Annotated in this window: 29 protein-coding genes; 14 read left to right on the top strand and 15 right to left on the bottom strand. The window is 60.3% G+C overall.

Annotation, left to right across the window (positions count from 1 at the left end):
• Positions 1-94 precede the first annotated feature (94 nt).
• Positions 95-1,381 (bottom strand): phosphopyruvate hydratase, encoded by a 1,287-nt coding sequence (gene eno, locus ACLB1Z_RS10775; protein WP_409559861.1) that lies wholly within the window; start codon positions 1,379-1,381, stop codon positions 95-97.
• 154 nt (positions 1,382-1,535) lie between these two features.
• On the opposite strand from eno, the gene ACLB1Z_RS10770 reads away from it, so the two are divergent.
• Genes ACLB1Z_RS10770 through ACLB1Z_RS10760 form a run of 3 tightly spaced genes read left to right on the top strand, consistent with a single transcriptional unit; the run spans position 1,536 to position 2,837 of the window.
• The gene (locus tag ACLB1Z_RS10770; protein WP_409559860.1) at positions 1,536-1,895 is read left to right on the top strand and encodes a GFA family protein; all 360 of its coding nucleotides are present in this window, start codon (positions 1,536-1,538) and stop codon (positions 1,893-1,895) included.
• On the top strand, positions 1,876-2,613 hold the full coding sequence (gene queC / locus ACLB1Z_RS10765; protein WP_409559859.1) for a 7-cyano-7-deazaguanine synthase QueC: 738 nt from the start codon (positions 1,876-1,878) through the stop codon (positions 2,611-2,613). Before ACLB1Z_RS10770 ends, queC begins: the two co-directional genes overlap by 20 nt.
• Positions 2,592-2,837 carry a hypothetical protein gene (locus ACLB1Z_RS10760; protein ID WP_409559858.1) on the top strand — a complete coding sequence of 82 codons (246 nt, stop codon included), beginning with the start codon at positions 2,592-2,594 and terminating at the stop codon, positions 2,835-2,837. The genes queC and ACLB1Z_RS10760 overlap by 22 nt, the downstream gene beginning before the upstream one ends.
• A gap of 180 nt (positions 2,838-3,017) precedes the next feature.
• Here ACLB1Z_RS10760 and ACLB1Z_RS10755 read toward each other — a convergent pair whose 3' ends face one another.
• Together ACLB1Z_RS10755 and ACLB1Z_RS10750 are read right to left on the bottom strand one after the other, a co-directional pair.
• Positions 3,018-3,506: a PaaI family thioesterase gene (locus ACLB1Z_RS10755; RefSeq protein ID WP_409559857.1), complete on the bottom strand. Its 489-nt coding sequence runs from the start codon at positions 3,504-3,506 to the stop codon at positions 3,018-3,020.
• 12 nt (positions 3,507-3,518) lie between these two features.
• The gene (locus tag ACLB1Z_RS10750; protein WP_409559856.1) at positions 3,519-4,226 is read right to left on the bottom strand and encodes a queuosine precursor transporter; all 708 of its coding nucleotides are present in this window, start codon (positions 4,224-4,226) and stop codon (positions 3,519-3,521) included.
• 64 nt (positions 4,227-4,290) lie between these two features.
• Here ACLB1Z_RS10750 and queE point away from each other — a divergent pair, with 64 nt between their 5' ends.
• The 3 genes from queE to queF all read left to right on the top strand — a co-directional run bounded on the left by queE (position 4,291) and on the right by queF (position 5,864).
• Positions 4,291-4,923 (top strand): 7-carboxy-7-deazaguanine synthase, encoded by a 633-nt coding sequence (gene queE / locus ACLB1Z_RS10745; protein ID WP_409559855.1) that lies wholly within the window; start codon positions 4,291-4,293, stop codon positions 4,921-4,923.
• 86 nt (positions 4,924-5,009) lie between these two features.
• A complete protein-coding gene (locus ACLB1Z_RS10740) occupies positions 5,010-5,396 on the top strand; it encodes a 6-pyruvoyl trahydropterin synthase family protein (RefSeq protein ID WP_409563260.1) in 387 nt (128 codons plus the stop codon).
• 6 nt (positions 5,397-5,402) lie between these two features.
• The gene (gene queF / locus ACLB1Z_RS10735) at positions 5,403-5,864 is read left to right on the top strand and encodes a preQ(1) synthase (RefSeq protein WP_409559854.1); all 462 of its coding nucleotides are present in this window, start codon (positions 5,403-5,405) and stop codon (positions 5,862-5,864) included.
• Between the two features lie 37 nt (positions 5,865-5,901).
• On the opposite strand, the gene ACLB1Z_RS10730 is transcribed toward queF, so the two are convergent.
• From ACLB1Z_RS10730 to ACLB1Z_RS10720, 3 genes are all read right to left on the bottom strand, one after another.
• Positions 5,902-6,201, bottom strand: coding sequence for a hypothetical protein (locus ACLB1Z_RS10730; RefSeq protein WP_409559853.1), 300 nt, complete (start codon positions 6,199-6,201; stop codon positions 5,902-5,904).
• A gap of 249 nt (positions 6,202-6,450) precedes the next feature.
• The gene (locus tag ACLB1Z_RS10725; RefSeq protein ID WP_409559852.1) at positions 6,451-7,374 is read right to left on the bottom strand and encodes a pirin family protein; all 924 of its coding nucleotides are present in this window, start codon (positions 7,372-7,374) and stop codon (positions 6,451-6,453) included.
• Entirely contained in the window at positions 7,374-7,868 is a 495-nt protein-coding gene (locus ACLB1Z_RS10720; RefSeq protein WP_409559851.1) for a thiol-disulfide oxidoreductase DCC family protein, read from the bottom strand. The genes ACLB1Z_RS10725 and ACLB1Z_RS10720 overlap by 1 nt, the downstream gene beginning before the upstream one ends.
• 168 nt (positions 7,869-8,036) lie before the next feature.
• On the opposite strand from ACLB1Z_RS10720, the gene ACLB1Z_RS10715 reads away from it, so the two are divergent.
• From ACLB1Z_RS10715 to ACLB1Z_RS10705, 3 genes are all read left to right on the top strand, one after another.
• Positions 8,037-8,459, top strand: a complete 423-nt coding sequence (locus ACLB1Z_RS10715; protein WP_409559850.1) for a lysozyme inhibitor LprI family protein — start codon at positions 8,037-8,039, stop codon at positions 8,457-8,459.
• Positions 8,460-8,728: 269 nt separating this feature from the next.
• A complete protein-coding gene (locus tag ACLB1Z_RS10710) occupies positions 8,729-9,223 on the top strand; it encodes a DUF992 domain-containing protein (RefSeq protein ID WP_409559849.1) in 495 nt (164 codons plus the stop codon).
• Between the two features lie 318 nt (positions 9,224-9,541).
• Positions 9,542-9,940, top strand: a complete 399-nt coding sequence (locus tag ACLB1Z_RS10705; RefSeq protein ID WP_409559848.1) for a hypothetical protein — start codon at positions 9,542-9,544, stop codon at positions 9,938-9,940.
• A gap of 18 nt (positions 9,941-9,958) precedes the next feature.
• On the opposite strand, the gene ACLB1Z_RS10700 is transcribed toward ACLB1Z_RS10705, so the two are convergent.
• The 3 genes from ACLB1Z_RS10700 to speB form a co-directional block, all read right to left on the bottom strand.
• A complete protein-coding gene (locus tag ACLB1Z_RS10700; RefSeq protein ID WP_409559847.1) occupies positions 9,959-10,657 on the bottom strand; it encodes a ParB-like protein in 699 nt (232 codons plus the stop codon).
• Positions 10,658-10,792: 135 nt separating this feature from the next.
• Positions 10,793-11,104 (bottom strand): hypothetical protein, encoded by a 312-nt coding sequence (locus tag ACLB1Z_RS10695; RefSeq protein ID WP_013947576.1) that lies wholly within the window; start codon positions 11,102-11,104, stop codon positions 10,793-10,795.
• Between the two features lie 127 nt (positions 11,105-11,231).
• The gene (speB, locus tag ACLB1Z_RS10690; protein WP_409559846.1) at positions 11,232-12,257 is read right to left on the bottom strand and encodes an agmatinase; all 1,026 of its coding nucleotides are present in this window, start codon (positions 12,255-12,257) and stop codon (positions 11,232-11,234) included.
• Positions 12,258-12,476: 219 nt separating this feature from the next.
• Here speB and ACLB1Z_RS10685 point away from each other — a divergent pair, with 219 nt between their 5' ends.
• A complete protein-coding gene (locus ACLB1Z_RS10685) occupies positions 12,477-12,776 on the top strand; it encodes a hypothetical protein (protein ID WP_409559845.1) in 300 nt (99 codons plus the stop codon).
• A gap of 74 nt (positions 12,777-12,850) precedes the next feature.
• On the opposite strand, the gene ACLB1Z_RS10680 is transcribed toward ACLB1Z_RS10685, so the two are convergent.
• Positions 12,851-13,057, bottom strand: a complete 207-nt coding sequence (locus tag ACLB1Z_RS10680; RefSeq protein ID WP_409559844.1) for a hypothetical protein — start codon at positions 13,055-13,057, stop codon at positions 12,851-12,853.
• Positions 13,058-13,354: 297 nt separating this feature from the next.
• On the opposite strand from ACLB1Z_RS10680, the gene ACLB1Z_RS10675 reads away from it, so the two are divergent.
• Positions 13,355-13,702, top strand: a complete 348-nt coding sequence (locus ACLB1Z_RS10675; protein WP_013947571.1) for a DMT family protein — start codon at positions 13,355-13,357, stop codon at positions 13,700-13,702.
• Positions 13,703-13,837: 135 nt separating this feature from the next.
• On the opposite strand, the gene ACLB1Z_RS10670 is transcribed toward ACLB1Z_RS10675, so the two are convergent.
• The gene (locus ACLB1Z_RS10670) at positions 13,838-14,884 is read right to left on the bottom strand and encodes a hypothetical protein (protein WP_409559843.1); all 1,047 of its coding nucleotides are present in this window, start codon (positions 14,882-14,884) and stop codon (positions 13,838-13,840) included.
• A gap of 211 nt (positions 14,885-15,095) precedes the next feature.
• Between ACLB1Z_RS10670 and ACLB1Z_RS10665 the strand changes: the two genes are divergently transcribed.
• Entirely contained in the window at positions 15,096-15,482 is a 387-nt protein-coding gene (locus ACLB1Z_RS10665; RefSeq protein ID WP_024275836.1) for a YidB family protein, read from the top strand.
• A 9-nt stretch (positions 15,483-15,491) separates the two neighbouring features.
• On the opposite strand, the gene ACLB1Z_RS10660 is transcribed toward ACLB1Z_RS10665, so the two are convergent.
• From ACLB1Z_RS10660 to ACLB1Z_RS10650, 3 genes are all read right to left on the bottom strand, one after another.
• On the bottom strand, positions 15,492-17,135 hold the full coding sequence (locus ACLB1Z_RS10660; RefSeq protein ID WP_409559842.1) for an isovaleryl-CoA dehydrogenase: 1,644 nt from the start codon (positions 17,133-17,135) through the stop codon (positions 15,492-15,494).
• Positions 17,136-17,158: 23 nt separating this feature from the next.
• Entirely contained in the window at positions 17,159-17,593 is a 435-nt protein-coding gene (locus ACLB1Z_RS10655) for a GNAT family N-acetyltransferase (protein ID WP_409559841.1), read from the bottom strand.
• An 88-nt stretch (positions 17,594-17,681) separates the two neighbouring features.
• Positions 17,682-19,784 carry an alkyl/aryl-sulfatase gene (locus ACLB1Z_RS10650; protein WP_409559840.1) on the bottom strand — a complete coding sequence of 701 codons (2,103 nt, stop codon included), beginning with the start codon at positions 19,782-19,784 and terminating at the stop codon, positions 17,682-17,684.
• 611 nt (positions 19,785-20,395) lie between these two features.
• Between ACLB1Z_RS10650 and ACLB1Z_RS10645 the strand changes: the two genes are divergently transcribed.
• Both ACLB1Z_RS10645 and hspQ read left to right on the top strand, forming a co-directional pair.
• Complete coding sequence (locus ACLB1Z_RS10645; RefSeq protein ID WP_409559839.1) at positions 20,396-21,457, top strand: HpcH/HpaI aldolase/citrate lyase family protein; 1,062 nt, start codon at positions 20,396-20,398, stop codon at positions 21,455-21,457.
• A 50-nt stretch (positions 21,458-21,507) separates the two neighbouring features.
• On the top strand, positions 21,508-21,840 hold the full coding sequence (gene hspQ, locus ACLB1Z_RS10640) for a heat shock protein HspQ (RefSeq protein WP_409559838.1): 333 nt from the start codon (positions 21,508-21,510) through the stop codon (positions 21,838-21,840).
• Positions 21,841-22,103: 263 nt separating this feature from the next.
• On the opposite strand, the gene ACLB1Z_RS10635 is transcribed toward hspQ, so the two are convergent.
• Positions 22,104-22,916, bottom strand: coding sequence for an invasion associated locus B family protein (locus tag ACLB1Z_RS10635; protein ID WP_409559837.1), 813 nt, complete (start codon positions 22,914-22,916; stop codon positions 22,104-22,106).
• Positions 22,917-22,985 lie beyond the last annotated feature (69 nt).

Raw genomic sequence — 22,985 nt, 5'->3', positions numbered from 1 at the left:
CAGATCAGCATAGAAGATCGCAAGCGAAAGTGACGGAAAGTCGGTGAAAAACGACCTCGGTTCCGTAATGCTCGAAAAAAACGGCCCTTAAAGTTTATGCTGAGGCACGTTTAATTACTGATCGTCCAGCATAAACGGCGACATCGCCAAGCTCTTCTTCGATGCGAATGAGCTGGTTGTACTTTGCCAAACGATCCGAGCGCGACAGCGATCCTGTCTTGATCTGACCGCAATTCGTCGCGACCGCGAGATCCGCAATCGTCGAATCTTCGGTCTCGCCAGAGCGGTGCGACATGACGGCAGTATATCCGGCGCGCTGCGCCATACTGACCGCATCGAGCGTTTCGGAGAGCGAGCCGATCTGATTGACCTTCACGAGGATCGAGTTGGCCGTCCCCTTCGCGATGCCGTCCGCAAGCCGTTTCGTGTTCGTCACGAAGAGATCGTCGCCCACGAGCTGCACGCGATTTCCAAGAAGATCGGTCAGGATCTTCCACCCGGCCCAATCGTCTTCTGCCATACCGTCTTCTATCGAGATAATCGGGAAACGGTTGACGAGATCTTCGAGGTATTTGGCGTTCGCCGCGCTGTCCAGCGATTTGCCCTCGCCGGCAAGCTCGTACTTGCCATTCTTGAAGTATTCGGTCGAGGCGCAATCGAGCGCCAGCATCACGTCGTCGCCCGGCTTGTATCCTGCCTTCTCGATCGCCTTCATGATGTAGCCGAGCGCCTCGTCGGCGCTTTTGAGGTTTGGCGCGAACCCGCCTTCATCGCCAACCGAAGTGCTGAGGCCGGCGTCATGCAGGTTCTTCTTCAGCGTCTGAAAAATTTCCGAACCCATCCGGATCGCATCGGCGCAGGTCTCCGCCGCCACCGGCATGATCATGAATTCCTGAATGTCGATCGGGTTATCGGCATGCGCGCCGCCGTTGATGATGTTCATCATCGGCACCGGCAGGATGTGCGCATTGACGCCGCCGACATAGCGATAGAGCGCCAGGTTGTTCGCAATCGACGCTGCCTTGGCGACGGCCAGCGAAACGCCGAGGATCGCGTTGGCGCCGAGACGGCTTTTGTTATCCGTACCGTCGAGCTGGATCAGTGCCGCGTCGATACCGCGCTGGTCTTCCGCGTCCATACCCGACAGCGCATCGAAAATCTCGCCGTTGACCGCATCGACCGCCTTCTGCACACCCTTGCCCTGATAGCGCGCCTTGTCCCCGTCGCGCAGTTCGATGGCTTCGTGCGCGCCGGTCGAAGCGCCCGATGGCACCGCCGCGCGTCCCTCCGAGCCGTCTTCCAGCACCACATCCACTTCGACTGTCGGATTGCCACGGCTGTCGAGAATTTCGCGGGCAATGATGTCAACGATGGCGGTCATGAGCGTTTCCGATATTTTCTGGTTGGCTTGTCGAGAGACGACGGGTGTGACAGGTTCGGGCGGGTTTTAGCCGCAATCGCTAATAAGGCAAAGTCCCTGCGGGCAGTCGAACGCCTACCCGAAAGGACATTTACCCGAGAACCAAGGTATACCAATGTCGGAAACGAAGAAGTGGACCGGAGGTTGCCACTGCGGCCGCGTCCGTTTTGAGGCGGAGCTGGCCCTCGAAGGCCTGAAAATCTGCAATTGCTCCTTCTGCCAGAAGCGCGGCGCCATCATGGGCTTCGTGCCGGAGAGCGCTTTTTCCCTTTTATCGGACAAAGACGCGCAGACCGAGTACCAGTTCAATAAGAAGGTGATCCACCACACCTTCTGCCCGGAATGCGGCATCGGCTCCTATTCCTACGGCACCACACCGAGCGGCGCGACGATGGTCGCCGTCAACGTCCGCTGCCTTGATGGTATCGACGCGGCGTCCCTGAAACCGACGCTGTATGACGGTAAGAGCCTCTGATCGTACCCCCATGACGACACCTGAAACATCCGCGCTCGTATTGTTCTCAGGCGGCCAGGATTCGACCGTCTGCCTCGCCTGGGCGCTCGCGCATTACGACCGCGTCGAAACGATTGGGTTCAAATACGGCCAGCGCCACAGCGTCGAGCTTGTCCAGCGCGACGTCGTTCGCGACAAGCTCGCGAAGTTGGGAAAGGTCGGCGCCCGGCTCGGGCCTGACGCGGTGCTCGATCTTCCTGCCTTACAGAGCATCAGTGACACGGCGTTGACACGCGAAACAGAGATCACGTTCGCGGCGACCGGCCTGCCGACGACGTTCGTGCCGGGGCGCAATCTCTTGTTCCTCACCTACGCTGCGGCACTGGCCTACCGGCGCGGCATCACCACCCTCGTCGGCGGCATGTGCGAGACCGATTTCTCCGGTTATCCCGACTGCCGCAACGAAACGATCCAGACGCTCGCGCAGGCGATCTCGCTCGGCCTTGCAACCCCAATGACCATCGAAACGCCGTTGATGTTCATCGACAAAGCCGGAACTTGGGCGATGGCGTCCGAACTCGGCGGCGACAATCTCATCAAGATCATCATCGAGGATACGCACACCTGCTACATGGGCGACCGCACCAACCGTCATGACTGGGGGTACGGCTGCGGCATCTGCCCTGCGTGCGAGCTGCGCGCGAAAGGCTGGATCGAATGGCAGTCTCAGCAGACCTGAAACGCGCCGTTGATCTCGCCATCGCGGGCGATTGGGACAGCGCCCACCAGATCGCTCAGCGCGACGAGCGCGATCCGATGCATCGTTGGCTGCACGCCATTCTGCACAAGATCGAAGGCGACGATTTCAACAGCCGCTACTGGTATCGCGGCTCGGGGCATTCCTACGAAGATTTCCCCTCGCCTGAAGCCGAGCTTCAGGCGATCGCCGAAGCGCTAGAGTGATCCGGCCTTATATCGAGGCAGAACAACGTCATCCCGGCGCAGGCCGGGATCCAGTCAAACTGCAGCACCGCAAATGTCGATCGTTGTTTGGGTGCCGGCCTCCGCCGGCATGACGATATTGAAGAGACGGCGCAAATCTAGAACAGGTCATCTCCGATCTAAATCCGAGGATAACAAACATCAAAAACTGAAAACCAGACACGTCGTCGTTGCATGCGCGATGAGCTTGCCGCGCTTGTCCGTCAACCGTCCCTCAGCCGTCGCGGCGCGGCGTCCACGGCTCATGATGAGGCCTTCCGCGCGCACGGGGCCCGTATCCTTCGTCATCGGCCGCAGCAGAGAAATCTTGAACTCCATCGTCGTGAAGCCGGTGCCTTTCGGCAGCGTCGAAAGCACGGCGCACGCCATGCAGGAATCGAGCAGCGTCGCCGTGTAGCCCGCGTGCACGGTCGCGATGGCGTTGTAATGCGCCACCTGCGGCTCGGACTCGAATACCGTCCGCCCCTCTTCCGCCTCGACCATCTGAAACCCGAGCGTCGTCTCGATCGGCATACGCGGAACATCGCCCCGCATCATCGCTTCGAGGTATTGCAGCCCGCTCATCGACGCCATCGTCTCGACGTCGATGACGGCGTGGGTGTCCGGCGCGGAAATGCCTTCATCAGTCAACGGTAAGCTCCCTTACGCGTCCAGCTTGAACGGATTGAAATCCGTGTTGCGGTCGAAATAGTCCTCGTTCTCTGCCCCCTTCAACGCGGCGACCACGCGCACCGTGATCGGCAGAAACACGATCTCGACCAGCGTCTTCACGACAAACTGCGAGATCATCAGCGTCAGCACGAGGTCGTTCGGCATGATCCCGGAGTTGTAGAATGCTAACGGATAGAACAGCGAGGAATCGACCGCCTCGCCCGCAATCGTCGACGCCACGAAGCGCCAGCTCATGTGCCGCCCTTCGCTGCGCACCTTCATCTTCGCGAGCACATAAGAATTGACGAACTCGCCGCAGAAATACGCGATCATCGAAGCGCCGGCGATCCGCCACGTATTGCCGAAGGCGACTTCGTAGATGTGCTGGTTCGGCCACCCAGGTGCGGGTGGCAGCGCGACGATCACGGCCGCCATGATTGCCGCAAAAATGAGGGCCGCGAAACCCGCCCAGATCACACGCCTAGCCCGCGCGTAACCATAAACTTCCGTCAGCACGTCGCCGAAGATGTAGGAGATCGGAAAGAACAGCACGCCCGCCCCGAACGTTACCGGCCCGATCACCGGAAGCGTCAAGGTCGCGGCCTTGGCCGGCCCGATCAAGTTCGAGCATATAAGGACGACGACGAAGGCGACCATCACCAGGTCGAAATAGCGATAGGTGCGCTGCTCGGTCACCATTGCCCCCTCTGAGACTTGGATAAGTCGCACTTGACTGGCGCCCCCGGCGCCGTAGGTATCCGGCATGTATGCCGTCAAAGAGATCTTCTATACGCTACAAGGCGAGGGCGCGAACGCCGGGACGCCTGCGGTGTTTTGCCGGTTTGCCGGCTGCAATCTCTGGAGCGGCCGCGAGCAGGACCGCGCCAAAGCCACCTGCCAATTCTGCGACACCGATTTTGTCGGCACAGACGGCCCCGGCGGCGGACGCTTTGACACCGCCGAAGCTCTCGCCCGTGCCTGCCGCGATGCTGCCGCTCCTGAAACGAACGCCCCCAAATTCGTCGTGCTGACCGGCGGCGAACCGATGCTGCAGGTCGATCAAGAGTTGGTCGACGCACTACACGCCGAGGGATTTCGCATCGCCATCGAGACCAACGGCACGCTGCCCGTGCTCGACACCATCGACTGGATCTGCGTGTCGCCCAAAGCGGGCTCGGAGCTGAAACAGCGCCGCGGCCACGAATTGAAACTTGTCTTCCCGCAGACCGGTGTCGACCCGGCCGGATACCTCGATCTCGCCTTCGAGCAGCGCTTTCTGCAGCCGATGGACGGCCCCGAGCAGCTCGCCAATACCCAGGAGGCGATCGCCTATTGCAAGGCCAATCCGGCCTGGAGGCTGTCCGTCCAGACCCACAAATTGCTCGGAATCCCTTAACGCCCGAGCGTTCCGCGCCCGTTTGGCGCGGATTTGGCCTGCTACCGGGGGTGGCGAAGGCGGGGAAAATCCCCTATTTGAGCGCCATGCAGATCTATAAGGAATTCCGGTTCGAGGCGGCCCATTTTCTGCCGTCGGCACCGCCAGGCTCGCCAAATTCACGCGTGCACGGCCATTCTTTCCGCGCGCGCATTGTCATTGATGGCGAGCCCGGCGCAAAGACCGGCTACATCTTTCATTTCGATGAGCTTGCCGCGGCTTTGGCCGACACCGAAGACGCGCTCGACCACCGCATGCTGAATGAGATCGACGGCCTCGAAGCCCCGACGCTGGAACGCATTGCCATGTGGATCTGGAACCGGCTCGCCAACCGCATCCCGGGCCTGGCTCAGGTCGAAGTCCATCGCGATAGCTGCAACGAGGGTTGCATTTACCGTGGACCGGCTCCCGAAACGCGACTGGCTGCGGAGTAACGCGCCATGGCGGCATCAAAGCCGGACGTCACACAGCTCGGCAAACAGGTCGGCATTCCTGAAAGCCCGGAGAAGGCTGAACTTGAGCGCGTCCCCAATCCGCACACCGATACGGATTACGTCGCTCGCTTCGCGGCGCCGGAATTCACTTCACTTTGTCCGGTGACAGGCCAGCCCGACTTCGCGCATCTCGTTATCGATTACGTGCCGGGAAAGTGGCTGCTGGAAAGCAAATCGCTGAAGCTTTATCTCGCTTCGTTCCGCAATCACGGGGCATTCCACGAGGATTGCACCGTCGCCATCGGCAAACGCATCGCCGCGCTCATCAAGCCGAAATATCTGCGCATCGGCGGCTACTGGTATCCGCGCGGCGGCATTCCGATTGATGTCTTCTGGCAAACAGGCGCGGCGCCGGCGGACGTCTGGCTGCCCGATCAAGGCGTCGCGCCCTACAGGGGACGAGGCTAGGCCCGTCCCCCTGAGAGAGCTCACGACTTAAGTTCGATTACCAGCGATTGTAGTAACCGTGGCGCCAGTGACGGCGGTACGGACGGTATCCGTAGTAGTAGGGGCGCGCGTAGTAGCGGCGGCGCCAGTACGGCCGATAGCCATAATAGCCGCGACGCCAATAGCGATGGCGGCCGTAATATCCGCGACGGTAATAGGTCTTCTCGACCGCGGTATTGCCACTCTTTGCGACCGCATCGATCGCAGCGACATTGCCGCCGACGGCCGCGGCCTGAGCACCTGTCGCAGCGAAGCCAAGGCCCAACGCCAGGGCGACTGCCAGGAACAAGTTTCGCATTTTTGGTCTCCGAGTTTGTTGCTTCACGAGTTCGCTTGCCCCTTCACACCGCCCACCCAAATGCGGCTTTGTGAAAGGATCAGCGGAGTGATCCGCACCCACCACGGAGCACCAACTCGCCGATAGATATGCGCGTTCCGCCAGCCGGATTTGCGACCTCAACGTGAACCGGAGCTAAAGACGCGGATATTTGGCGCCGTCACTCGGTGAATGTCAGGCTGCACGCAGATTATGAGCGCGAATAGCGGGTTACCTATCATCGGGCAGCGGGATGAATTCGTTCTCGTCGCCCGGAACGATGTCGAAACGGCCTCGCCGCCATTCATCTTTCGCCGCCTCGATGCGATCCTGCGACGACGACACGAAATTCCACCAGATGTGCCGCGGCCCGTCCATCGGCTCGCCGCCAAGCAGCATCAGCCGTGCATTCGACTCCGCCAGAATGGAAATCCGGTCGCCCGGCTTGAAGACGAGAAGCTGACCGGCGTCGAACGACTGCCCGGCAATATCAATACGGCCCGACGCGATATAAACTGCGCGCTCATCGTAATCGGGATCGAGCGGCAGAACCGCTCCAGGCGCAAGCACGGCTTCCGCATAGAACGAGGCATGCGGAAACTCGGCAGGCGATGTCTCGCCGAAGAGACTTCCCAAGATGATGCGCACGCGCTTGCCCTCGCCTTCCAGCCGAGGAAGTTCACCGACGTCGAGATGCACGAAGCTCGGCGCCGTCTCCTCGTGCGATTTCGGCAACGCCATCCAGGACTGGATGCCGAACAGATCCTGACCGACGGAGCGCGCCTCAGGTCCCGTGCGTTCGGAATGAACGATCCCGCGCCCGGCCGTCATCAGATTGACCTCGCCGGGCCGAATGGACAGCGCCGAACCGAGACTGTCGCGATGCGTGATCTCGCCGTCGAACAGATACGTCACGGTCGCAAGTCCGATGTGCGGATGCGGCCGGACGTCGATCCCTTTCCCTGCGATGAACTGCGCCGGTCCCATTTGATCGAAGAAGATGAACGGCCCGACCATCTGCCGCTGCGCCGAAGGCAGCGCGCGGCGCACGGAGAAGCCGCCGAGATCGCGTGCTCGCGGCACGATCACTTGCTCCACCGCGTCGCAAGATTGCCGATCGCCCGGAACAGGATCGTTATCCGTCAGCCAGCTCATCAATGCCTCCACTGCTCGAGCGTTGAAAGATTGTCACGGTCCGACAAGAAGCGAGACGCCTCGCTCGCAGTCGGACGGCGACACGCCTGCCGCGTACCGAACCACGACAGTCTATTGCGCTGGACCCAATCATAGATCCGGTCACCAATGGTGTTGGGAACAATGCGTCCGGCAAAACCGAGGAACCGCCAAGGCTGCGGCATCGCCCGCGCCGCCGCCAGAACACCAGCCCAACGCGTATACGGCAAGCCATCCGCGAGAACCATGAATGTATCAAAGGCCGCCGCGTCGAGGCCGTAATGGCGGTAGAGCGCTTGCGGTACCGGATCCTGGATTACGGCAAAGCGGGTCGCACCCTTGGGATCCCTATCGAGCATCCACTGCACGCCGCCCGAACATAGCACGCAGAGCCCATCGAAAATCACGATCGGGTGCTGGTCGTCGAACGCCGGCACGGCCGGATCATCACGATAGCTGTAGGCAGCGGCGCGCATTGGTCCATTCATCGCCAAAGACTATGGGAGTTACGATAAAAGACGGCAATTGCAGAGAAAACGTTTCATTCGCCATGCTGCCGAAATCTTCGCTCCGACAGCCTTCCGATAGGGCGCCGCTCCGTCTAACACATCGGCTTGAAACCGCAGCCGCCCGGAGTTCGCCCCATGCCACATCTCGACGCCAGAACGCTTTGCATGATCGTCGGAGTTTCATCGCTCGCGTTCGCCGCACCCGCCACAGCCGACGAACCGATCGATTGCGCCAAAGCGGAATCGACCGTCGAAATCAATTTCTGCGCCGACAAAGAATATCAAGCCGCCGACAAGGCCCTGAACGCTGCTTACGCTTCGGCGTTGAAGGTCACCCGCGCCCGCAACCTTGAGAAGCCCTACGACGCCAAAAGTTTCGAAGAGGCGCTGCGGGGCGCACAGCGCGCCTGGGTCGCCTACCGCGATGCCGACTGCAAGGATGTCATGGCGCAGGTCTGGACGAACGGCACCGGTGCGACCTCCGCGATTCTCGGCTGCATGACCGACAAGACGCTGCGGCGCACCAAGGAATTGAAAGAGATGCTGGAACCGCAGTAGGCGCCCGACTCGCTCAAGATTGAACGGCGCATAAAAAGTCAATTATCCGAGACGTCATCCGTCTAATTGATAAGCATCAATTGGCGTCCGCTTCCATCCGAGGTACGTCTGCACCACATCAGTTGCAGCCACTGTAGGGTGCCTTTAGGAAGCTACCTCACAGTGTCAGTACGGGGCTCGAAATATCCGACCGTTTTGAGTTTTCTTATCTGCGTCGTCCGTGGCCAATAGTGGCTGCGAACGATCGAGCGATGTCAGGAGAGACGACAATGACCCTTTCGCCCATCCGTTTGCGCCTGTTGGCAGGCAGCGCCGCGCTCCTCGCAGCAGCGCTCGCAACGGTTTTGCCCGCATCAGCCGACCCGAAGGTCGCGCTCGGCACGTTGACCTGCCACGGCCATGGCGGCGTGGGCCTCATCTTCGGTTCAAAAGAGAGCATGAACTGCGAATTCACGACGGCGGTCAGCGGACGCGTGTTCCCCTATCACGCGACGATCACCCAGGTCGGCGTCGACATCGGCTTCACCGGCGCCAGCACGCTCGTCTGGACAGTTCTTGGCGGCACGAACGCCATGCCGGGCGACGCTCTTGAAGGAAGCTACGGCGGCGTCACCGCGGGCGCATCCGTCGGCATCGGTGCGAGTGCCAACGCTCTCGTCGGCGGCTCGAATCAGTCCGTCGTACTCCAGCCGGTCAGCGTCGAAGGACAGACGGGTCTCAATCTCTCAGCGGGTGTTGCAGGCTTGACGCTGACGCGGTCGTAATCGATCGCCAGTCGCGCCTCGCTCTTATCTTGTCGGTGATGACGTCACCACTTGGAGCCGGACGCATCGTCCTTACGCGGCGGTGTTAACGCGAAATCTGCGGCGGCTTGATCTTCCCGGAAAAAATAGCGCTCCGCATATTGTGCGGGGCGCTTTTAATTTGCCCGCCGATACCCAAACGAACCACGACGAAAGTCTGCATGCCGACGACTCAAGCTGTGCATAGATCATTCGTTGAGTATATCTGCAACATTTTTTAGCCATGCGAATCAATCGGTTTGGTCTACTAAGGCTCAACAACCCTGCGAGGAGAAACCGATGACGGACCTATCCAAAAACGTCGAAGAAATGTTGAGCCGCCTCGCCGAGAATGCCCGCACCGAGCAGGACTTCGTCCGCACGCTGTCCGATGCGCTACGCCGCGTCGACGAGCAGTTGCTGCGCGACGTCCGCAACGTCTCACTGCAGCATGAGCTTCGCCGCGAAGCGATCCTCGGCGAACTCCAGGAACTTGCTTCCCGTCTTTGCGCGCTGCCGGTGCGCGGAACCGCTCAGCCTGTTCAGGCCATCGATCAGCAGGACCATCATCATCAGGTCCAGGGAGAGATCGAACCGCCGCCGGGCATGGCAGCCGGAGCCGACTGGCGCCAAGCGGCTCAGAACATGCAGAACATGAACGACGAGTTCGAGTTCAGCTTCAACGCACCGCGCCACTGATCTGCAGCGCCGGCCGCTTCAGCGGCCGATGTAACCCGGCATTCTTGCCGCCTCTCGCGACCGGGCAAGCCACATGGCCCGGTCGTGTGCATAGTCAAAATCGCGCCGGACCGTCGAACGCGGGATGCGCGTGCGGAAGAAATCCGCCCATCGGAATTCGGCATAGGGCTTGCCCGTCTTGGCAAAGCCGCCCGCCCCTCTCACCGACCACGCGAGATCCCGGTACGGATCGCACCGCATGTCGTCGAGCCGCTCGGGCAGTTTCGTCGGAGCGACCGCGCGGCCATGCCCGTCGTAAGCGTGCAGCAATCCTAGCCCGGCCATCTTCTGCAAAAATCTCTTGCGCGGCAGATGCGAGAGATCGCCGACCACCGTCACGAACGCCTCTTCGACGTCGCTTTTGAGCAGCGCCAGGCTCAGATGATGATGATCGATAATGAACAGTTCGTCATTCGGCCCACGGACGGCCGGGATCGGCCGGTCTTCCAGAAAGCGGCGGAGCTTGCGGTTGTTGCGCGCCCGCCGCTCCACTTTCTCGCGCTTGGCGGCGACCGCCCGCATGCCGACCGCCATTTGCGTCGGCCGCAATTCTTCGAGCGGCACGCTCAGCAGTTTTGATTTTCGAGGCTGCACCCTGATGGGCGGCAGCGAGACAAGGAAAGGGGGGACAACTGGCGACGCGAACGCCGGTTCACGCGAGACGGCAAGCAACGACATGACTTCCCAGAGTGCGAATTGAACAGTGGCTTAATCATTTCGTCGCCATGGTTAAAATTTCATTGCAGCCCGTTCGCACACGCGCATCGTCCGCCGCCGAGCGCGCCCAAAACGCCTTTGAGATACCGGAAAATTTTACCGCGCCGCCGTCTCGGAGATGCCGCGCCGATGAGCGACCTCTTTGGCCGACACTTCGCCTGCCGCAACCAGCGCATCGACACATCGCTTCGAAAGCCCGGCACCGACGGCCCGCATGCACGACCGCACCTGCGGACTGTTCGGGCTATAGGCGCTGCAATGCGCATAATAGTCGGTTGCACACGCGATCTGCACACGAAGACTGACGGCATTGGCGTTGCTCGCAAGCAGTGTGGCCGTAGCCAGCGCTATGATCGAGACGCCTGCCGAACGGGTGCCGGTCCGCAGCACACAGGTCCAAGACGCCATGGGAAACCTCCTTCTCGTCGCTGAAAGAGAGCCACCACGGCTCTCGGGACGAGGAGACATAGCGGCAGGCAGCAGCCTCCCGCTGTTCCCGGCGAAACGGGTCATCCGTATGCAAACGATGCCAATGTCAGTCGGGAGCGTTTCCGACGCGCGGAACCGGATATGAGGCCGCGACGGCCCCGTTTTGCCGCGCGACCCGGCACGCCTGCTCATAGACGACCGTTGCGGCCGCCAACGCCGTGACGCCGCCTTGATCGTAAGACGGAGCCACCTCGACGACATCGCAGCCGACGATCTTCAAACCATCGAGTTGCCGTAACATGGCGAGCAACTCCCGCGGCATCAGCCCGCCCGTTACCGGCGTGCCGGTTCCCGGCGCAAACGCTGGATCGAGACAATCGATATCGACCGTGAGGTAGCAAGGATTGTCGCCGGCAAGCGCCTTCACCATCGACGCGACGGCCGACACACCTTTATCGGCGACGACCATGTTGTCGAAAATGTTCATGCCTTTCGGATCGTCCACCCACGTCCGGATGCCGATCTGGCTCGACTTTACCGGATCGATCAGCCCGTCGTCGATCGCCTGGGCGAACATCGTGCCGTGATTAAGTTCGACGCTGCCGTCTTTGCCGACTCGCGGCGTCCACGTATCGGTGTGCGCATCGAAATGGATGAGCGTCAGCTGGCCGTGCACCTTCGCGTGCGCTTTCAGCAGCGGATAGCTGATGAAATGATCGCCACCCAGCGAGCACAAGAATGCGCCCGTTTCGACCACCTTGGTCGCCGCATCTTCGATGGCAGCCGGGATTGTTTGCGGAAAGCCGTAATCGAGCCAAGCGTCGCCGAGATCGACAACATTCACATAGCTCAGTGGATTGAATCCACCTGGATAGGCCTTGAGCTCGGCAAGTTGCGCCGATGCGCACCGAACCGCATCCGGCCCCAACCGTGCGCCGGGCCGGTTCGACGTCGCGATATCGAGCGGCACACCGAGGACCGCGAAATCACCCGCCTTCGCCTGCTTCACGCGCGGCGACCTCAGGAACGTGTGCGTCCCTGAATAGGTTTGTTCGGAAGAAAGACAGTCGGGAGAAGGAGATGCGGTCCACGCGTTCGCGTGCACACCGCCGGGAATGGTACCGGAATGCATGACGACCTCGATTGTATACGATGTCGTCCGGCCGACACCTTCACAATCTACCGGGCCGAGCCCGGTGCCTCCGTTTCGCGGCCCAAGGAGAATGCCTGACCCAATATTCTAGTCAAGCCCTCAAACGCATGGCTGCTTTTCCGGCAAAAAGGGGCCTAAAAGAACCGCTTCCCCCGTCAGCGCGTTAGCACAGGAGAATAGGCTTGATGGATGCAAACCATGACCGATCTCGTCGATCTCGATGCTGAAAGACTGCTGCGCGCCGAGCGTGTTGCCGAGCTGGCACGCGCCGAACTTCTAGCGAAATGCGAAGCGGCCATCGAAGCCGTCGGCAACGACGTCGCTGGATTTGCGCTGATCGTATGGAACGGCAACGGCGAGATGCGAACGGTCTACGACGCCTCGAAAGGACCGATCGGAGCCGCCCTTCTCCCGACGCTTGCATCAGATGCTCTGAACCGGCACGTCGCCGTCATGCTGGCGAAAGACGACGCTGCCGACGATTCAAGCACAAGCTGATGGTACGTGAGCGGCGAACAAAACAAAACCCAGAGCGTGCGCTCTGGGTTTGTGGGTTCAGGCTCTCTCGGGGCTTAGTGTAGGAAGCCGAACAGATGCAGGCCGATGATGACGACCAGCGGAACGCCGGCGAACCAAAGGATGAGATCGCGTGCCATTCTTTTCTCCTCAATGCTTGATCGGTGATGTGGGAAGCGGCTCGTCCGGAACGTCGCGGTGCGGTTCGTCGTTTCGCGCCGGTTCGTCTGCACGAGCATTTTGCGCGAGGCTGAGAACCGCATCGAGATTGCGCCGCGCGTCCGCCAAATGTCGTTTGGCTTCGTCCCGGCGCAGCACAACACTGTTTTGAGCAGCGCTGCGTAAGTCCTTCTCGAGTTCCCAAAGCGTTTTAAGGAGCTTCGGAACCGTTTCCTGAATGCTGCGAGACATCCATCCACCTCGTCACGTGCAACTGAGGCGTGAACGCGTGCGGATTATTTCCGGTTCCGTTTTTTGGTGATCCGTCGTAGGCGGTAAATTTCGAGGGAACAAAAAGCCTCGAACGTGAATTCTGCAACGCGCTCCATAACGGACAACCAATGATCCCTCAATCGCTTCTGCCCATCGTCCTGCTGACGATGTCGAACGTCTTCATGACCTTCGCTTGGTACGGTCACCTTAAATTCACGAACAAGCCGCTGTGGCTTGTCATCATTGTGAGCTGGGGCATTGCATTCTTCGAATACTGCTTAGCTGTTCCCGCCAACCGCTACGGCAGCGCGGTCTATAATCCCGCCGAACTGAAGACCATGCAGGAGGTCATCACGCTGACGGTTTTCTCGATCTTTTCCGTCACGTATCTTGGTGAAACCCTCACCATCAATCACGCCGTCGGATTTGCATTCATCGCACTCGGAGCCTTCTTCGTCTTCAAGGCGCCGCTGTAATAGCACGATTTCGTGTCCAAGCGAACTCGACCCACCACCATCCTCGGCCTTATGCCGAGGATCTATCGTGAAGCAATGCGGATGTGGAAACGGCATCCAAGCACGACGCCAAGGGATTGAGCCAAATACGCTCCGCTATTTGTTGAGCGGCACGTTCAACTGCAACTTGCTCGATACGCTCTGCGCTTCATCAGCAACGCCGAAATTATCGACGCCGGCCGAAACGCTCAGCGAGTACGCGCTTGAATCCGTGTAGGTCACACCCGCGCCGACCGATTGCGTCGCATCGAACGAGGTGTCGATGCCGTCCTTGTGCGACGTCGAGAGATCGAACTCGCGCTGATAGCTGAGATAGGGCGAAAGCTTCGAGCCATCGTCGAGCTTGAAATCGTGATTGATCTTCGGCGCTAGGATAAAAGAGCTGCGTTCGTCAGCGCCCGTCGACTCTGCGAATTCGGCATTCCCGGTTTGCCATTGCGTGCGCGCGTCGAAACTCAACAGGGGCGTCGCTTGCAAGGTCACGTAGGCAGAAGCCTTCTGATCCGCGACGACGCCCGGCGTGCCGTAATTACGCGTATCGCCGCGCTCGATCGAGACGCCGACCTTCGCCGCCTTGTTGAAATTATAGTCGGCGCCCAGCCCCGTCCGCGTCGACTGATCGGGCGACCCGTTGTAGCCGTTGAGATCGACGTTGGTCCAAACGTCGAGCGGAGTCTTACGTTCGACGGGCGCCGACGGCATTGCGAAGTCGGGTTTGATGGTCTCGCCGAATGCGGGCTGCTCCAGCGTCACGGACGCGCTGCGCTTGTTGTAGTCGCGCAAGGTGCCAAGGCTGGTCCGCACCGAAACGCCGGTATCCGTCGTGCTGAACGTCGCGGGAATGTCGTTGGTGTCGGTCGCAATCCAAGGAATGCCATCCGACTTCGGCGCCGGCTTCTTCGGCTGCGGCAAGTCCGATGGCTGCGTGCTGAGGTCAAGCTCCACACTGTAGCCTTCGCACGGCTGAAACGTCGTGAGCGCCGTCGTCGTCACGTCCGCACAGTCGTCGGCACGGGCGGCGGCGGTGGCGACAACGAGGGCGGCGAGGCTCACGCAGCCGAGACGCAGGCTGCGATATCTCAGGGGGGCGATTGAGGTTTTCACGATCATGAGTGCGAGGTAGCCACGAACTTTGATCATCATGTGGCGATATGGTGAATCGCCGGCCGCCGAAACCCTCCTATGCCATTCGTTAATAGGTCGTTTTTCCTAGACAGCATTTACGGTAATGTCGCACAGTTTTGGTATACTGTGGGTTCGGTTTTCCTGCACGAAACGCGTGCGCTCGCCCCCGCTAATGCACGTAGAATTTGCAGTCGCCATCGGCAAAAATTATCAACAGAAAGGGCAATGCATGACCTGGAGCGACGCGCTGAAGGGAGTTGTCGGCAATCTCGTTGGACAAGCCGAGCAAGCAGCCCTTCCCGATCTCATCAAGGGCGTTCTCGGCAACGAAGGCCTGCAGACGATCCTTTCCAAATTGCAAAGCGCCGGTTTCGGCGATCAGGTGCAGTCGTGGTTCGACAAGAACAAGGACAGCCTGCCGATCACGCCGGACCAGATCAAGACCGCGCTCGGTGATGAGCACGTTCAGCAGATCGCGAAGTCGCTCGGCATTCCGGTCGATGCCATCCTGGCAGCCCTCGCCAAGGAACTGCCGCAGGTTGCAGAGACGGCAGGTCCTGCCGCAAATCCTTCGGCGTCGGCGGATGCATCATCCACGCCCGACCCGAAAGGCTGACCGGATGCCTTAATTCAACACCGGGGCCGCGCGTTCGATGATGGCCCTGGTGTCGGTTCCCGCCGGTAATAATCCGAACGCGCCGCCTGCCTCGCCGGCAAGACGCGTCGCGCAGAACGTCTCTGCGATTTCGCTCGGCGCGTGCCGGATCAGCAGCGCTGCCTGCAAGGCCAGCACCAGACTGCGAACGAACACCCGCGCCTGCGCTTCATCGAGGCGCCCTGCGCTTTCCTGAAGCTTTGTAACGAACGCCGCCAGCCTGCGATCGGTCTTCGCAGCTTCGCGCAGTTCACCCTCCAGCATGTCCATCGCCGTCTTCGACCGCGACAACGCCCGCAGCACATCCAGGCACATGATGTTGCCCGAACCTTCCCAGATCGAATTGAGCGGCATCTCGCGATAGATGCGCGCCAGATTGAACTCCTCGACGTAACCATTGCCGCCGAGCACTTCCATCGCCTCAGCCGCGAACGCCGGACCACGCTTGCAGATCCAGAATTTCGCGGCGGGCGTCACGATGCGCCGATAGGCAAGCGACGCTTCGTCGTCTTCGTCGTAGGCGCGCGCAAGCCGCATCGTCAGCACTGTCGCAGCCTCGGACTCGATCGCAAGATCGGCCAGCACGTTCGCCATCAACGGCTGATCGACGAGAAACTTCTGAAACGCCCGCCGATGCTGCGCGTGGTGGATCGCCTGCGCCAGTCCCTGCCGCATCAGACCCGACGTTCCGATAGCGCAGTCGAGCCGCGTATAATTGCCCATCTCGATGATGGTCGGAATGCCCCGCCCTTCCTCTCCCAAAAGCTCGCCGTGAGCACCGTCGAACTCCACTTCGCTCGACGCGTTCGAACGATTGCCGAGTTTATCTTTCAGCCGACGAATGTGGATCGCGTTGCGCACGCCATCGGGGGTCCAGCGCGGCACGAGAAAGCACGTCGGACCAGCAGCCGTTTGCGCCAGCACGAGGAACGCATCGCACATCGGCGCCGACATGAACCACTTATGTCCGCTTAGCTTGTAGAAGCGACGTTCCCCGATGCTGCGATAGAACTCCGCGCGCGTGACGTTGGCGCGCAAATCCGAGCCGCCCTGGTTCTCCGTCATCGCCATGCCGATCAGCGCCCCGGTCTTTTGCGCGACGGGCCGGAAATTCGGATCGTATGTTCGCGAGTAAATTCTCGGCAGCCATTCGTCTGCGATGGCGGGCGCGTGTTTCAGCGTCGCGACTGACGCATACGTCATCGACACCGGGCAGTAGACCCCGCTTTCGATCTGCGCCAGCATGAAACAACCCGCCGCCCGCGCGACATGCGCACCTTTCCGCGGCTCGGCCCACGGCGCTGTGTGCAGCCCGGCCTCCAGCGCCAGCCCCAAGAGCTTGTGCCAACTCTGATGAAAGTCGACCTCATCGAGACGATGACCATAGCGGTCGTAGATCTTGAGTTCAGGCACGTGGCGGTTGGCGTCCGCGCCTGCCGCGATCATCTCCGGCGTTCCGAGTTGCCGCCCGAGCATCGCGAGACGCGCGGCCGCCCAGCCTGCGTTCTCGCGCGCCAAAGACTCGCCAAGCACCGTGTCGCTCGACAACAGATTGTAATTTTCGAGCGGCGGCGGCTGGTTTGTGACGTCGATCATCGGCGCACCTTCGGGCATGATGCGGCACTCTCTCGTTGCAGCTAAATCGACATTTCCAGCTGCACCTGATCGCGCCGGCCGTCAGCATAACCTTTTTCTGGACTGAAGAAGCCCCGGTTGACGTTGATTATCCGGAAACCGCGACGAACATAGAAATTGATGTTGTCGGTTTCCCACGCGCCCGTGCCGACAATCAGGCGGCCAATCTTATTCGCACAACAATGATAAACCACGGCTTCGATCAAGCGCGTGCCGAAACCCTGCCGTTGAAATTCGGCGCGAACCGCGAGGCTCACCAGTTCGGTATACCCCACATCATCGAAGACAAGCGCCAAACCGGCAACCGACGTGCCGTCATACGCCGCAAAGACTGTCCCCAATTGGTAGTAGCTTTCGATTTGGCTGTCGGACTCGTCGGCAAGCCGAAAAAGCGGCAGCAATTCAGCTCGGCTGCCCTCATAGATTTGAATAGTCACACGGTCGCTCCTGTTCCCTCGTGAAGTACGCGAGCGACGGGCGAACTGTTTCGGCGGGACAGGTCAGACCGGATATTGACGCCAACAGCTACTCCGCGACGATTTTCTCCGGTACCGCCTGGTATGGATCGGCGTGAGCGACCGACGCAGTTCGAGCTTTTGTGCCGGGCATGATTTCAAAGCGCGGATCGAAGTCAACCATAGTTGCAGCTAACTTGCCGAGAATGGAAATATCGCCTTCGAACGTCGCCTTTCCTTCTGCAATCTGCTCGTCAAGCGACTTCACGCCCATCATCGTCAGTTCAAGATCGGCCCTGTTGATCTTGAGCGTCAGATCGGCCTTCGCCGCTTGGTGACCCTCGATATTGGTCAGCGTGGCATTTGCCAATTCTACGACAAACCTTTCGCCGTTGTCAGGCGTGATCAAATTCATTGTGAAGCTTAGACCTTCGGCCTTGCGGCTATCCATACGGATCCCGAGGAAGTTCAAGAACAGCTCAGTCGACATCGCGCGAATGACGTCAGGAGAGCTGGTGTTGGCAGTCTCGCCTTGGGGGATTCCGGAGCGCAACTCATAAGCAGCCGCGAGGAAACTGTTCCGCAGCCCGGGATTTTCCTGCTGATATCCGAGTTGCTCGAAAATATCCGCCAGCAGGTCCTTGGCAGCGCCGTTACCCGGCTCGGCCTGCACCAGTTTGTTCACGATTTCCGACGCGAGAAGATATTGACCGGCATCGTAAAGCTCGCGGCCCTTGTCGATGATCCTCGACGAACCGCCCATCATCTCGACATAAAGCGGCGCAGACTCTTCCGGCGACAGCGGTATCAAACTCGCCGGGTTACAGTCCCAGTAACCCAGATACCTCTGAATCACGCCGCGCGCATTATTCTCCGCCGAGCCGTGATATCCGCGGCAATGCCACTTTTGCAGAATGCTTTTCGGCAACGCGTAGACGTTATGGATCTGGTTGATCGTTACGCCCTGGTTGGCGAAATGCAGCACTTGGTTGTTCATGTGCGCATAAAGATCGCGCTGATCGCGCAGCACTTCCTGCACGCGATCGTTGCCCCATCGCGGCCAGTGATGCGAGGCGAACATAACCTCTGCTTCCAGCCCAAACAGGTAGAGCGACTCGTTGATGTATTTCGACCAGCGCAACGCATCGCGCACCTGCGCGCCGCGAAGCGTATAGATGTTGTGTAGCGACGCGACGACATTTTCCGCCATCCAAAGCGCCTTCAACTCCGGGATGTAAGTGTTCATCTCGCGAGGGGCTTCGGTATTCGGCGTGCTTTGGAAAATCATCCGAACGCCGTCGACCTCGAACTCCTCGATTGGCTCCGAAACATAGCGGTTAGGCGCGATGAGCCCAGTCGCTCCGGCAGAGACACCCTGTCCGAGACCCTGCCCGACATAGCCGTAGGGACTAGCGGGAAGCAGCAGTCCGTATTGATAAAAAAGTCGCCGGTTCATCGCGTTCCCGGCATAGACGTTCTCAGAGATCGTGAAATCCATGAAGTCGATTGGCGCAATCAACGCGACCTTGCCCGAGCGCACATCCGCCTCATCCACGATCCCGCGGACACCGCCCCAATGGTCGCCGTGCGTGTGCGAATAGATGACGGCTGTTACCGGCAATCCATTCCCCACATGCTTCTGAAAGAGCTGCCATGCCGCGCGAACGGGTTCAGCCGAGACGAGCGGATCAAACACGATCCAACCGGTCTTGCCGCGTACGAATGTGATGTCGGACAGGTCGACGCCCCGAACCTGATAGATGCCCGGCACAACCTCATAGAGGCCATAGTTGTTGTTCAATCGGGACTGGCGCAGCAACGACGGATGGACACTATCGAACGCGCGATCCTCGTTTAGAAACTGAAATCGCTCCATGTCCCACGCTGTGTGCCCGGCGTCGGCCATGATCTTGAGATCTGGCATCGGCGCGATAAAGCCCTTCGCCAGTTCGTCGAAATCGCGTTTGTCGGCAAATGGCAGCGACGCCCTCGACTGCTCCAGAATTGCCTTCGTGAATTTCGATGGCGCTTTGCCCTTGGGATGGAAATGTCCAGGCACCGGAGCAGCCTCTTCGGCCCACGACGACGTTGCCTCCAGCACGAAATTCGATCCGAGCGCAAATGCCGCTCCAACAGCAGGAACGGCCTCGATGAACTCGCGTCTCGTCGTCATAGCCAACTCCCCGGTTACCTAAACTGAGGGCGGCATTGAACCAGTGGCGATACGTGTGCGGATTGATTTAGGGCAATAGAACGGGAGACAAGAACAAGCAACGACTGGTAATCGACGGGCTTTGATCAAAAAACTTATCCCCGCTCGTGCCGCAGGCCGCATACTGGCCCCACCTCGCCTCGAAGATACGACGGACAGTCTCGAGACCGTTTGGAGATTGGGGGTGAGCGGCTGGTCGAACGTTTGCGGCACAAGGGGGTAACGGCCTGAGGCCCGAACGGAGCGAACCGTCCGGTGATCCGCGCGAATACGGTACCAACCGTCGGAGGAGTAAGGAACCTCCCATGCCGGACCGGTCGATCAGAATCCCAGCTGCGGAGCGCGCCAAGGCGCTGTTTCATTCTTCGGAACGAGAACGGCACCAGGTGCCGGCGCGCGCCGTCGCCGATTTTCCCGCCGGTGCGACAAGCACGCGGCGGCGAGCGTGTGTGGCGCGCCTTGCGGCCGGCTCCCCGCAGAGGAGTCGCAAGGCGCCTTCAAAGAGTTGACAGCCGCCGCACGTCCCCTAAAGGATGCACGATCCTCCAAACGTTTGAACAGGATAGCTGCCGATGGCTTCGACGCGCACGCCCGCCAAGCACTTTTCGCCCCTCGCCATTGGCGCGCCGGAGCCCTATCGCACGCTGCCTGTGAAGCTCGAGCGCATGATCCATTTCGTGCCGCCGCATAACGAGAAAATCCGCTCCAAAATCAAGGACCTGGCGTCCCAGGTTGACGTCGTACTCGGCAACCTCGAAGACGCCGTACCGATGGACCAGAAAGAGAACGCCCGCAAAGGCTTCATCGAGATGGTCCGCGACAACGACTTCGGCGCAACCGGCGTCTGGACCCGCATCAACTGTCTGAATTCGCCTTGGGTTCTCGATGATGTCACCGAAATCGTCGCCGCCGTCGGCAACAAGCTCGACGTCATCATGCTACCGAAGGTCGAAGGGCCGTGGGACATCCACTACCTCGACCAGCTTCTGGCCCAGCTCGAAGCCAAGCACGGCGTCAAGAAGCCGATCCTGATCCACGCCATTCTCGAGACCGCCGAAGGCGTCAACAACGTCGAAGCCATCGCCGCTGCCTCGCCGCGCATGCACGGTATGAGCCTCGGCCCGGCCGACCTCGCTGCTTCCCGCGGCATGAAGACGACCCGCGTCGGCGGCGGCCACCCCGATTACGGTGTGCTGGCCGACGCCCAGAAGGACAATCCGTCAGCACCGCGCGCCTTCTACCAGCAGGACCTTTGGCACTACACCGTTGGCAAGATGGTCGACGCCTGCCTCGCCTACGGCCTGAAGCCATTTTACGGCCCGTTCGGCGACTTCTCCGACTCTGCGGCCTGTGAAGCCCAGTTCCGGAATGCTTTTCTCCAGGGCTGCCTCGGCGCCTGGACGCTGCACCCCACCCAGATCGAAATCGCGAAACGCGTGTTCTCTCCCGATCCTGCCGAGGTGAAATTCGCCAAGCGCATCCTCGATGCCATGCCGGACGGCACCGGCGCCGTCATGCTCGACGGCAAGATGCAGGACGATGCCACCTGGAAACAGGCGAAGGTCATCGTCGATCTGGCCAAGATCGTGGCCTCGAAAGACGCCGAGCGCGCGGCACTTTATGGCGATCTCTAGGGCGTGGATATGGGCTTGCGCACGGGCCGCAACCGCCACACATTTACGCCATGAGTGACATTAAGCATGCAAAGTTCGCGATCGGTCAGGTCGTCCGCCATCGGCTTTATCCGTTCCGCGGACTGATCTTCGACATCGATCCGGAGTTTGCGAACACCGAGGAGTGGTGGCTGTCGATCCCTGAAGAGGTCCGCCCTCACAAGGACCAGCCCTATTATCACCTCTTCGCCGAGAACGCCGAGACGACCTACCTCGCCTACGTGTCCGAGCAGAACCTGCTGCTCGACGATACGCAGCAGCCGCTGCGCCATCCCGACATCGAAGATCACTTCATCATCGACGGCAACGGCAGCTATCGGCTTCGCCCCGAAGCGAATAACTGACCCCTCTCACCTGACGTCGTCTTCGTAACATCGTCATTCTCGATCGGACGAGCCTGCGAAGCCGATCGGGAATCCAGCGTAAGACGCTCCGAAGGCTCAAGCCCTCCCTCACCCTGCCCCTTCTCGCCAAGGAGAGAGCGCCCTCAGATCAGTCCGAGAGAGCCAACCTCTGCCTGCCCGGACAGCATCCCGTACCCACGCAACAAAAAACCGCCCCGAAAGGATCGGGGCGGTTTCGATTTAGAGTAACGCTGCTCCGACGATTACTTCTTCGTCGAACTCGTCGTCGTCGGCGCCTTCTCGATCGGAGGCGCGCCCGGACCATCGAGCGGCAGATTCTTCATCTCGTTGGCCTTCCACTTCTCGGCCGCCTGCTGCTGACGCTGGCGGATTTGCGCCATCAGCTGGCTGCGAGCTTCGGCGTATTTCTTGTTGTCGACCGGAGGACCTGCAGCGGCTTCGTTGTAGCCGTCGAGCGGAACCGGGAAGCCGATCGGCTGCGCCGCAGCGTTCATGGCCAGAACCATGATGCCGCCGCCCGTCGACATTTCCTTCAAGATCTCAGGCGTCGCTTCCGTCTCGGCCGTGCAGCCTGCCGGATGGCAAAGCGCATAACGCAGTTCGATAGGCTTCAACTGCTTCTCGTCGATCTTCTCGCCCTTCGACGCAGCGGCCCACTGGGCCTTCGTGTAAACGGCTGCGCGAATGCCCGGCGGGATGGCCATGCCGAGCGGCACCATGATCATCAGCGACTTTTTGGGCGAGCCCTCCACCGTGCGGATCGCCGCCGAAACCAGAACCATGCCGGTATTGCCGTCGAGACGCTCATGATGCGTGAGGCAGAGCGACTTCTCGGTCTTGACGTCCTTGCCGTCGGGCCCCTTCGTGACGACTGGTGCCTTCTCGCAAAGCTTGACCCATGCGCTTTGGGGTTTAGCAGCGGCGGTCTTCGCAGGCGCCGGCGCCTTTTTGGCGTCCGCGGCCTGAGCGCCGGCGGACGCAGCAGCGATTACCGCCAACATAGCAACGGCTGAAACGAGCGCCCTACCGCCCGTGCGCAATACTGCGTTTGCCATCAACGTAAAAATCCTCGCTTGTTTTGAACCAGCCCCGCCGGTTCGTCCCCTCAAAGTCGCCGCGCCGTT

The organism is Hyphomicrobium sp. MC8b, assembly GCF_905067615.1.
Taxonomy (GTDB): Bacteria; Pseudomonadota; Alphaproteobacteria; order Rhizobiales; family Hyphomicrobiaceae; genus Hyphomicrobium_B.
Note: the sequence above shows the minus strand (reverse complement) of the source record. Positions and strands in the feature narration are given on the sequence as shown.

Coding starts and splice junctions, on each gene's coding strand:
- speB (WP_409559846.1), bottom strand. CDS start 12,257: ATGCATTCCGGTACCATTCCCGGCGGTGTGCACGCGAACGCGTGGACC.
- ACLB1Z_RS10650 (WP_409559840.1), bottom strand. CDS start 19,784: ATGACGACGAGACGCGAGTTCATCGAGGCCGTTCCTGCTGTTGGAGCG.
- ACLB1Z_RS10770 (WP_409559860.1), top strand. CDS start 1,536: ATGTCGGAAACGAAGAAGTGGACCGGAGGTTGCCACTGCGGCCGCGTC.
- ACLB1Z_RS10700 (WP_409559847.1), bottom strand. CDS start 10,657: ATGTCGTTGCTTGCCGTCTCGCGTGAACCGGCGTTCGCGTCGCCAGTT.
- ACLB1Z_RS10665 (WP_024275836.1), top strand. CDS start 15,096: ATGACCTGGAGCGACGCGCTGAAGGGAGTTGTCGGCAATCTCGTTGGA.
- ACLB1Z_RS10660 (WP_409559842.1), bottom strand. CDS start 17,135: ATGCCCGAAGGTGCGCCGATGATCGACGTCACAAACCAGCCGCCGCCG.
- ACLB1Z_RS10705 (WP_409559848.1), top strand. CDS start 9,542: ATGACGGACCTATCCAAAAACGTCGAAGAAATGTTGAGCCGCCTCGCC.
- ACLB1Z_RS10675 (WP_013947571.1), top strand. CDS start 13,355: ATGATCCCTCAATCGCTTCTGCCCATCGTCCTGCTGACGATGTCGAAC.
- ACLB1Z_RS10760 (WP_409559858.1), top strand. CDS start 2,592: ATGGCAGTCTCAGCAGACCTGAAACGCGCCGTTGATCTCGCCATCGCG.
- ACLB1Z_RS10670 (WP_409559843.1), bottom strand. CDS start 14,884: ATGATGATCAAAGTTCGTGGCTACCTCGCACTCATGATCGTGAAAACC.
- hspQ (WP_409559838.1), top strand. CDS start 21,508: ATGAGTGACATTAAGCATGCAAAGTTCGCGATCGGTCAGGTCGTCCGC.
- ACLB1Z_RS10685 (WP_409559845.1), top strand. CDS start 12,477: ATGACCGATCTCGTCGATCTCGATGCTGAAAGACTGCTGCGCGCCGAG.
- ACLB1Z_RS10695 (WP_013947576.1), bottom strand. CDS start 11,104: ATGGCGTCTTGGACCTGTGTGCTGCGGACCGGCACCCGTTCGGCAGGC.
- queC (WP_409559859.1), top strand. CDS start 1,876: ATGACGGTAAGAGCCTCTGATCGTACCCCCATGACGACACCTGAAACA.
- queF (WP_409559854.1), top strand. CDS start 5,403: ATGGCGGCATCAAAGCCGGACGTCACACAGCTCGGCAAACAGGTCGGC.
- ACLB1Z_RS10645 (WP_409559839.1), top strand. CDS start 20,396: ATGGCTTCGACGCGCACGCCCGCCAAGCACTTTTCGCCCCTCGCCATT.
- ACLB1Z_RS10720 (WP_409559851.1), bottom strand. CDS start 7,868: ATGCGCGCCGCTGCCTACAGCTATCGTGATGATCCGGCCGTGCCGGCG.
- queE (WP_409559855.1), top strand. CDS start 4,291: ATGTATGCCGTCAAAGAGATCTTCTATACGCTACAAGGCGAGGGCGCG.
- eno (WP_409559861.1), bottom strand. CDS start 1,381: ATGACCGCCATCGTTGACATCATTGCCCGCGAAATTCTCGACAGCCGT.
- ACLB1Z_RS10725 (WP_409559852.1), bottom strand. CDS start 7,374: ATGAGCTGGCTGACGGATAACGATCCTGTTCCGGGCGATCGGCAATCT.
- ACLB1Z_RS10680 (WP_409559844.1), bottom strand. CDS start 13,057: ATGCGGTTCTCAGCCTCGCGCAAAATGCTCGTGCAGACGAACCGGCGC.
- ACLB1Z_RS10750 (WP_409559856.1), bottom strand. CDS start 4,226: ATGGTGACCGAGCAGCGCACCTATCGCTATTTCGACCTGGTGATGGTC.
- ACLB1Z_RS10730 (WP_409559853.1), bottom strand. CDS start 6,201: ATGCGAAACTTGTTCCTGGCAGTCGCCCTGGCGTTGGGCCTTGGCTTC.
- ACLB1Z_RS10715 (WP_409559850.1), top strand. CDS start 8,037: ATGCCACATCTCGACGCCAGAACGCTTTGCATGATCGTCGGAGTTTCA.
- ACLB1Z_RS10635 (WP_409559837.1), bottom strand. CDS start 22,916: ATGGCAAACGCAGTATTGCGCACGGGCGGTAGGGCGCTCGTTTCAGCC.
- ACLB1Z_RS10740 (WP_409563260.1), top strand. CDS start 5,010: ATGCAGATCTATAAGGAATTCCGGTTCGAGGCGGCCCATTTTCTGCCG.
- ACLB1Z_RS10710 (WP_409559849.1), top strand. CDS start 8,729: ATGACCCTTTCGCCCATCCGTTTGCGCCTGTTGGCAGGCAGCGCCGCG.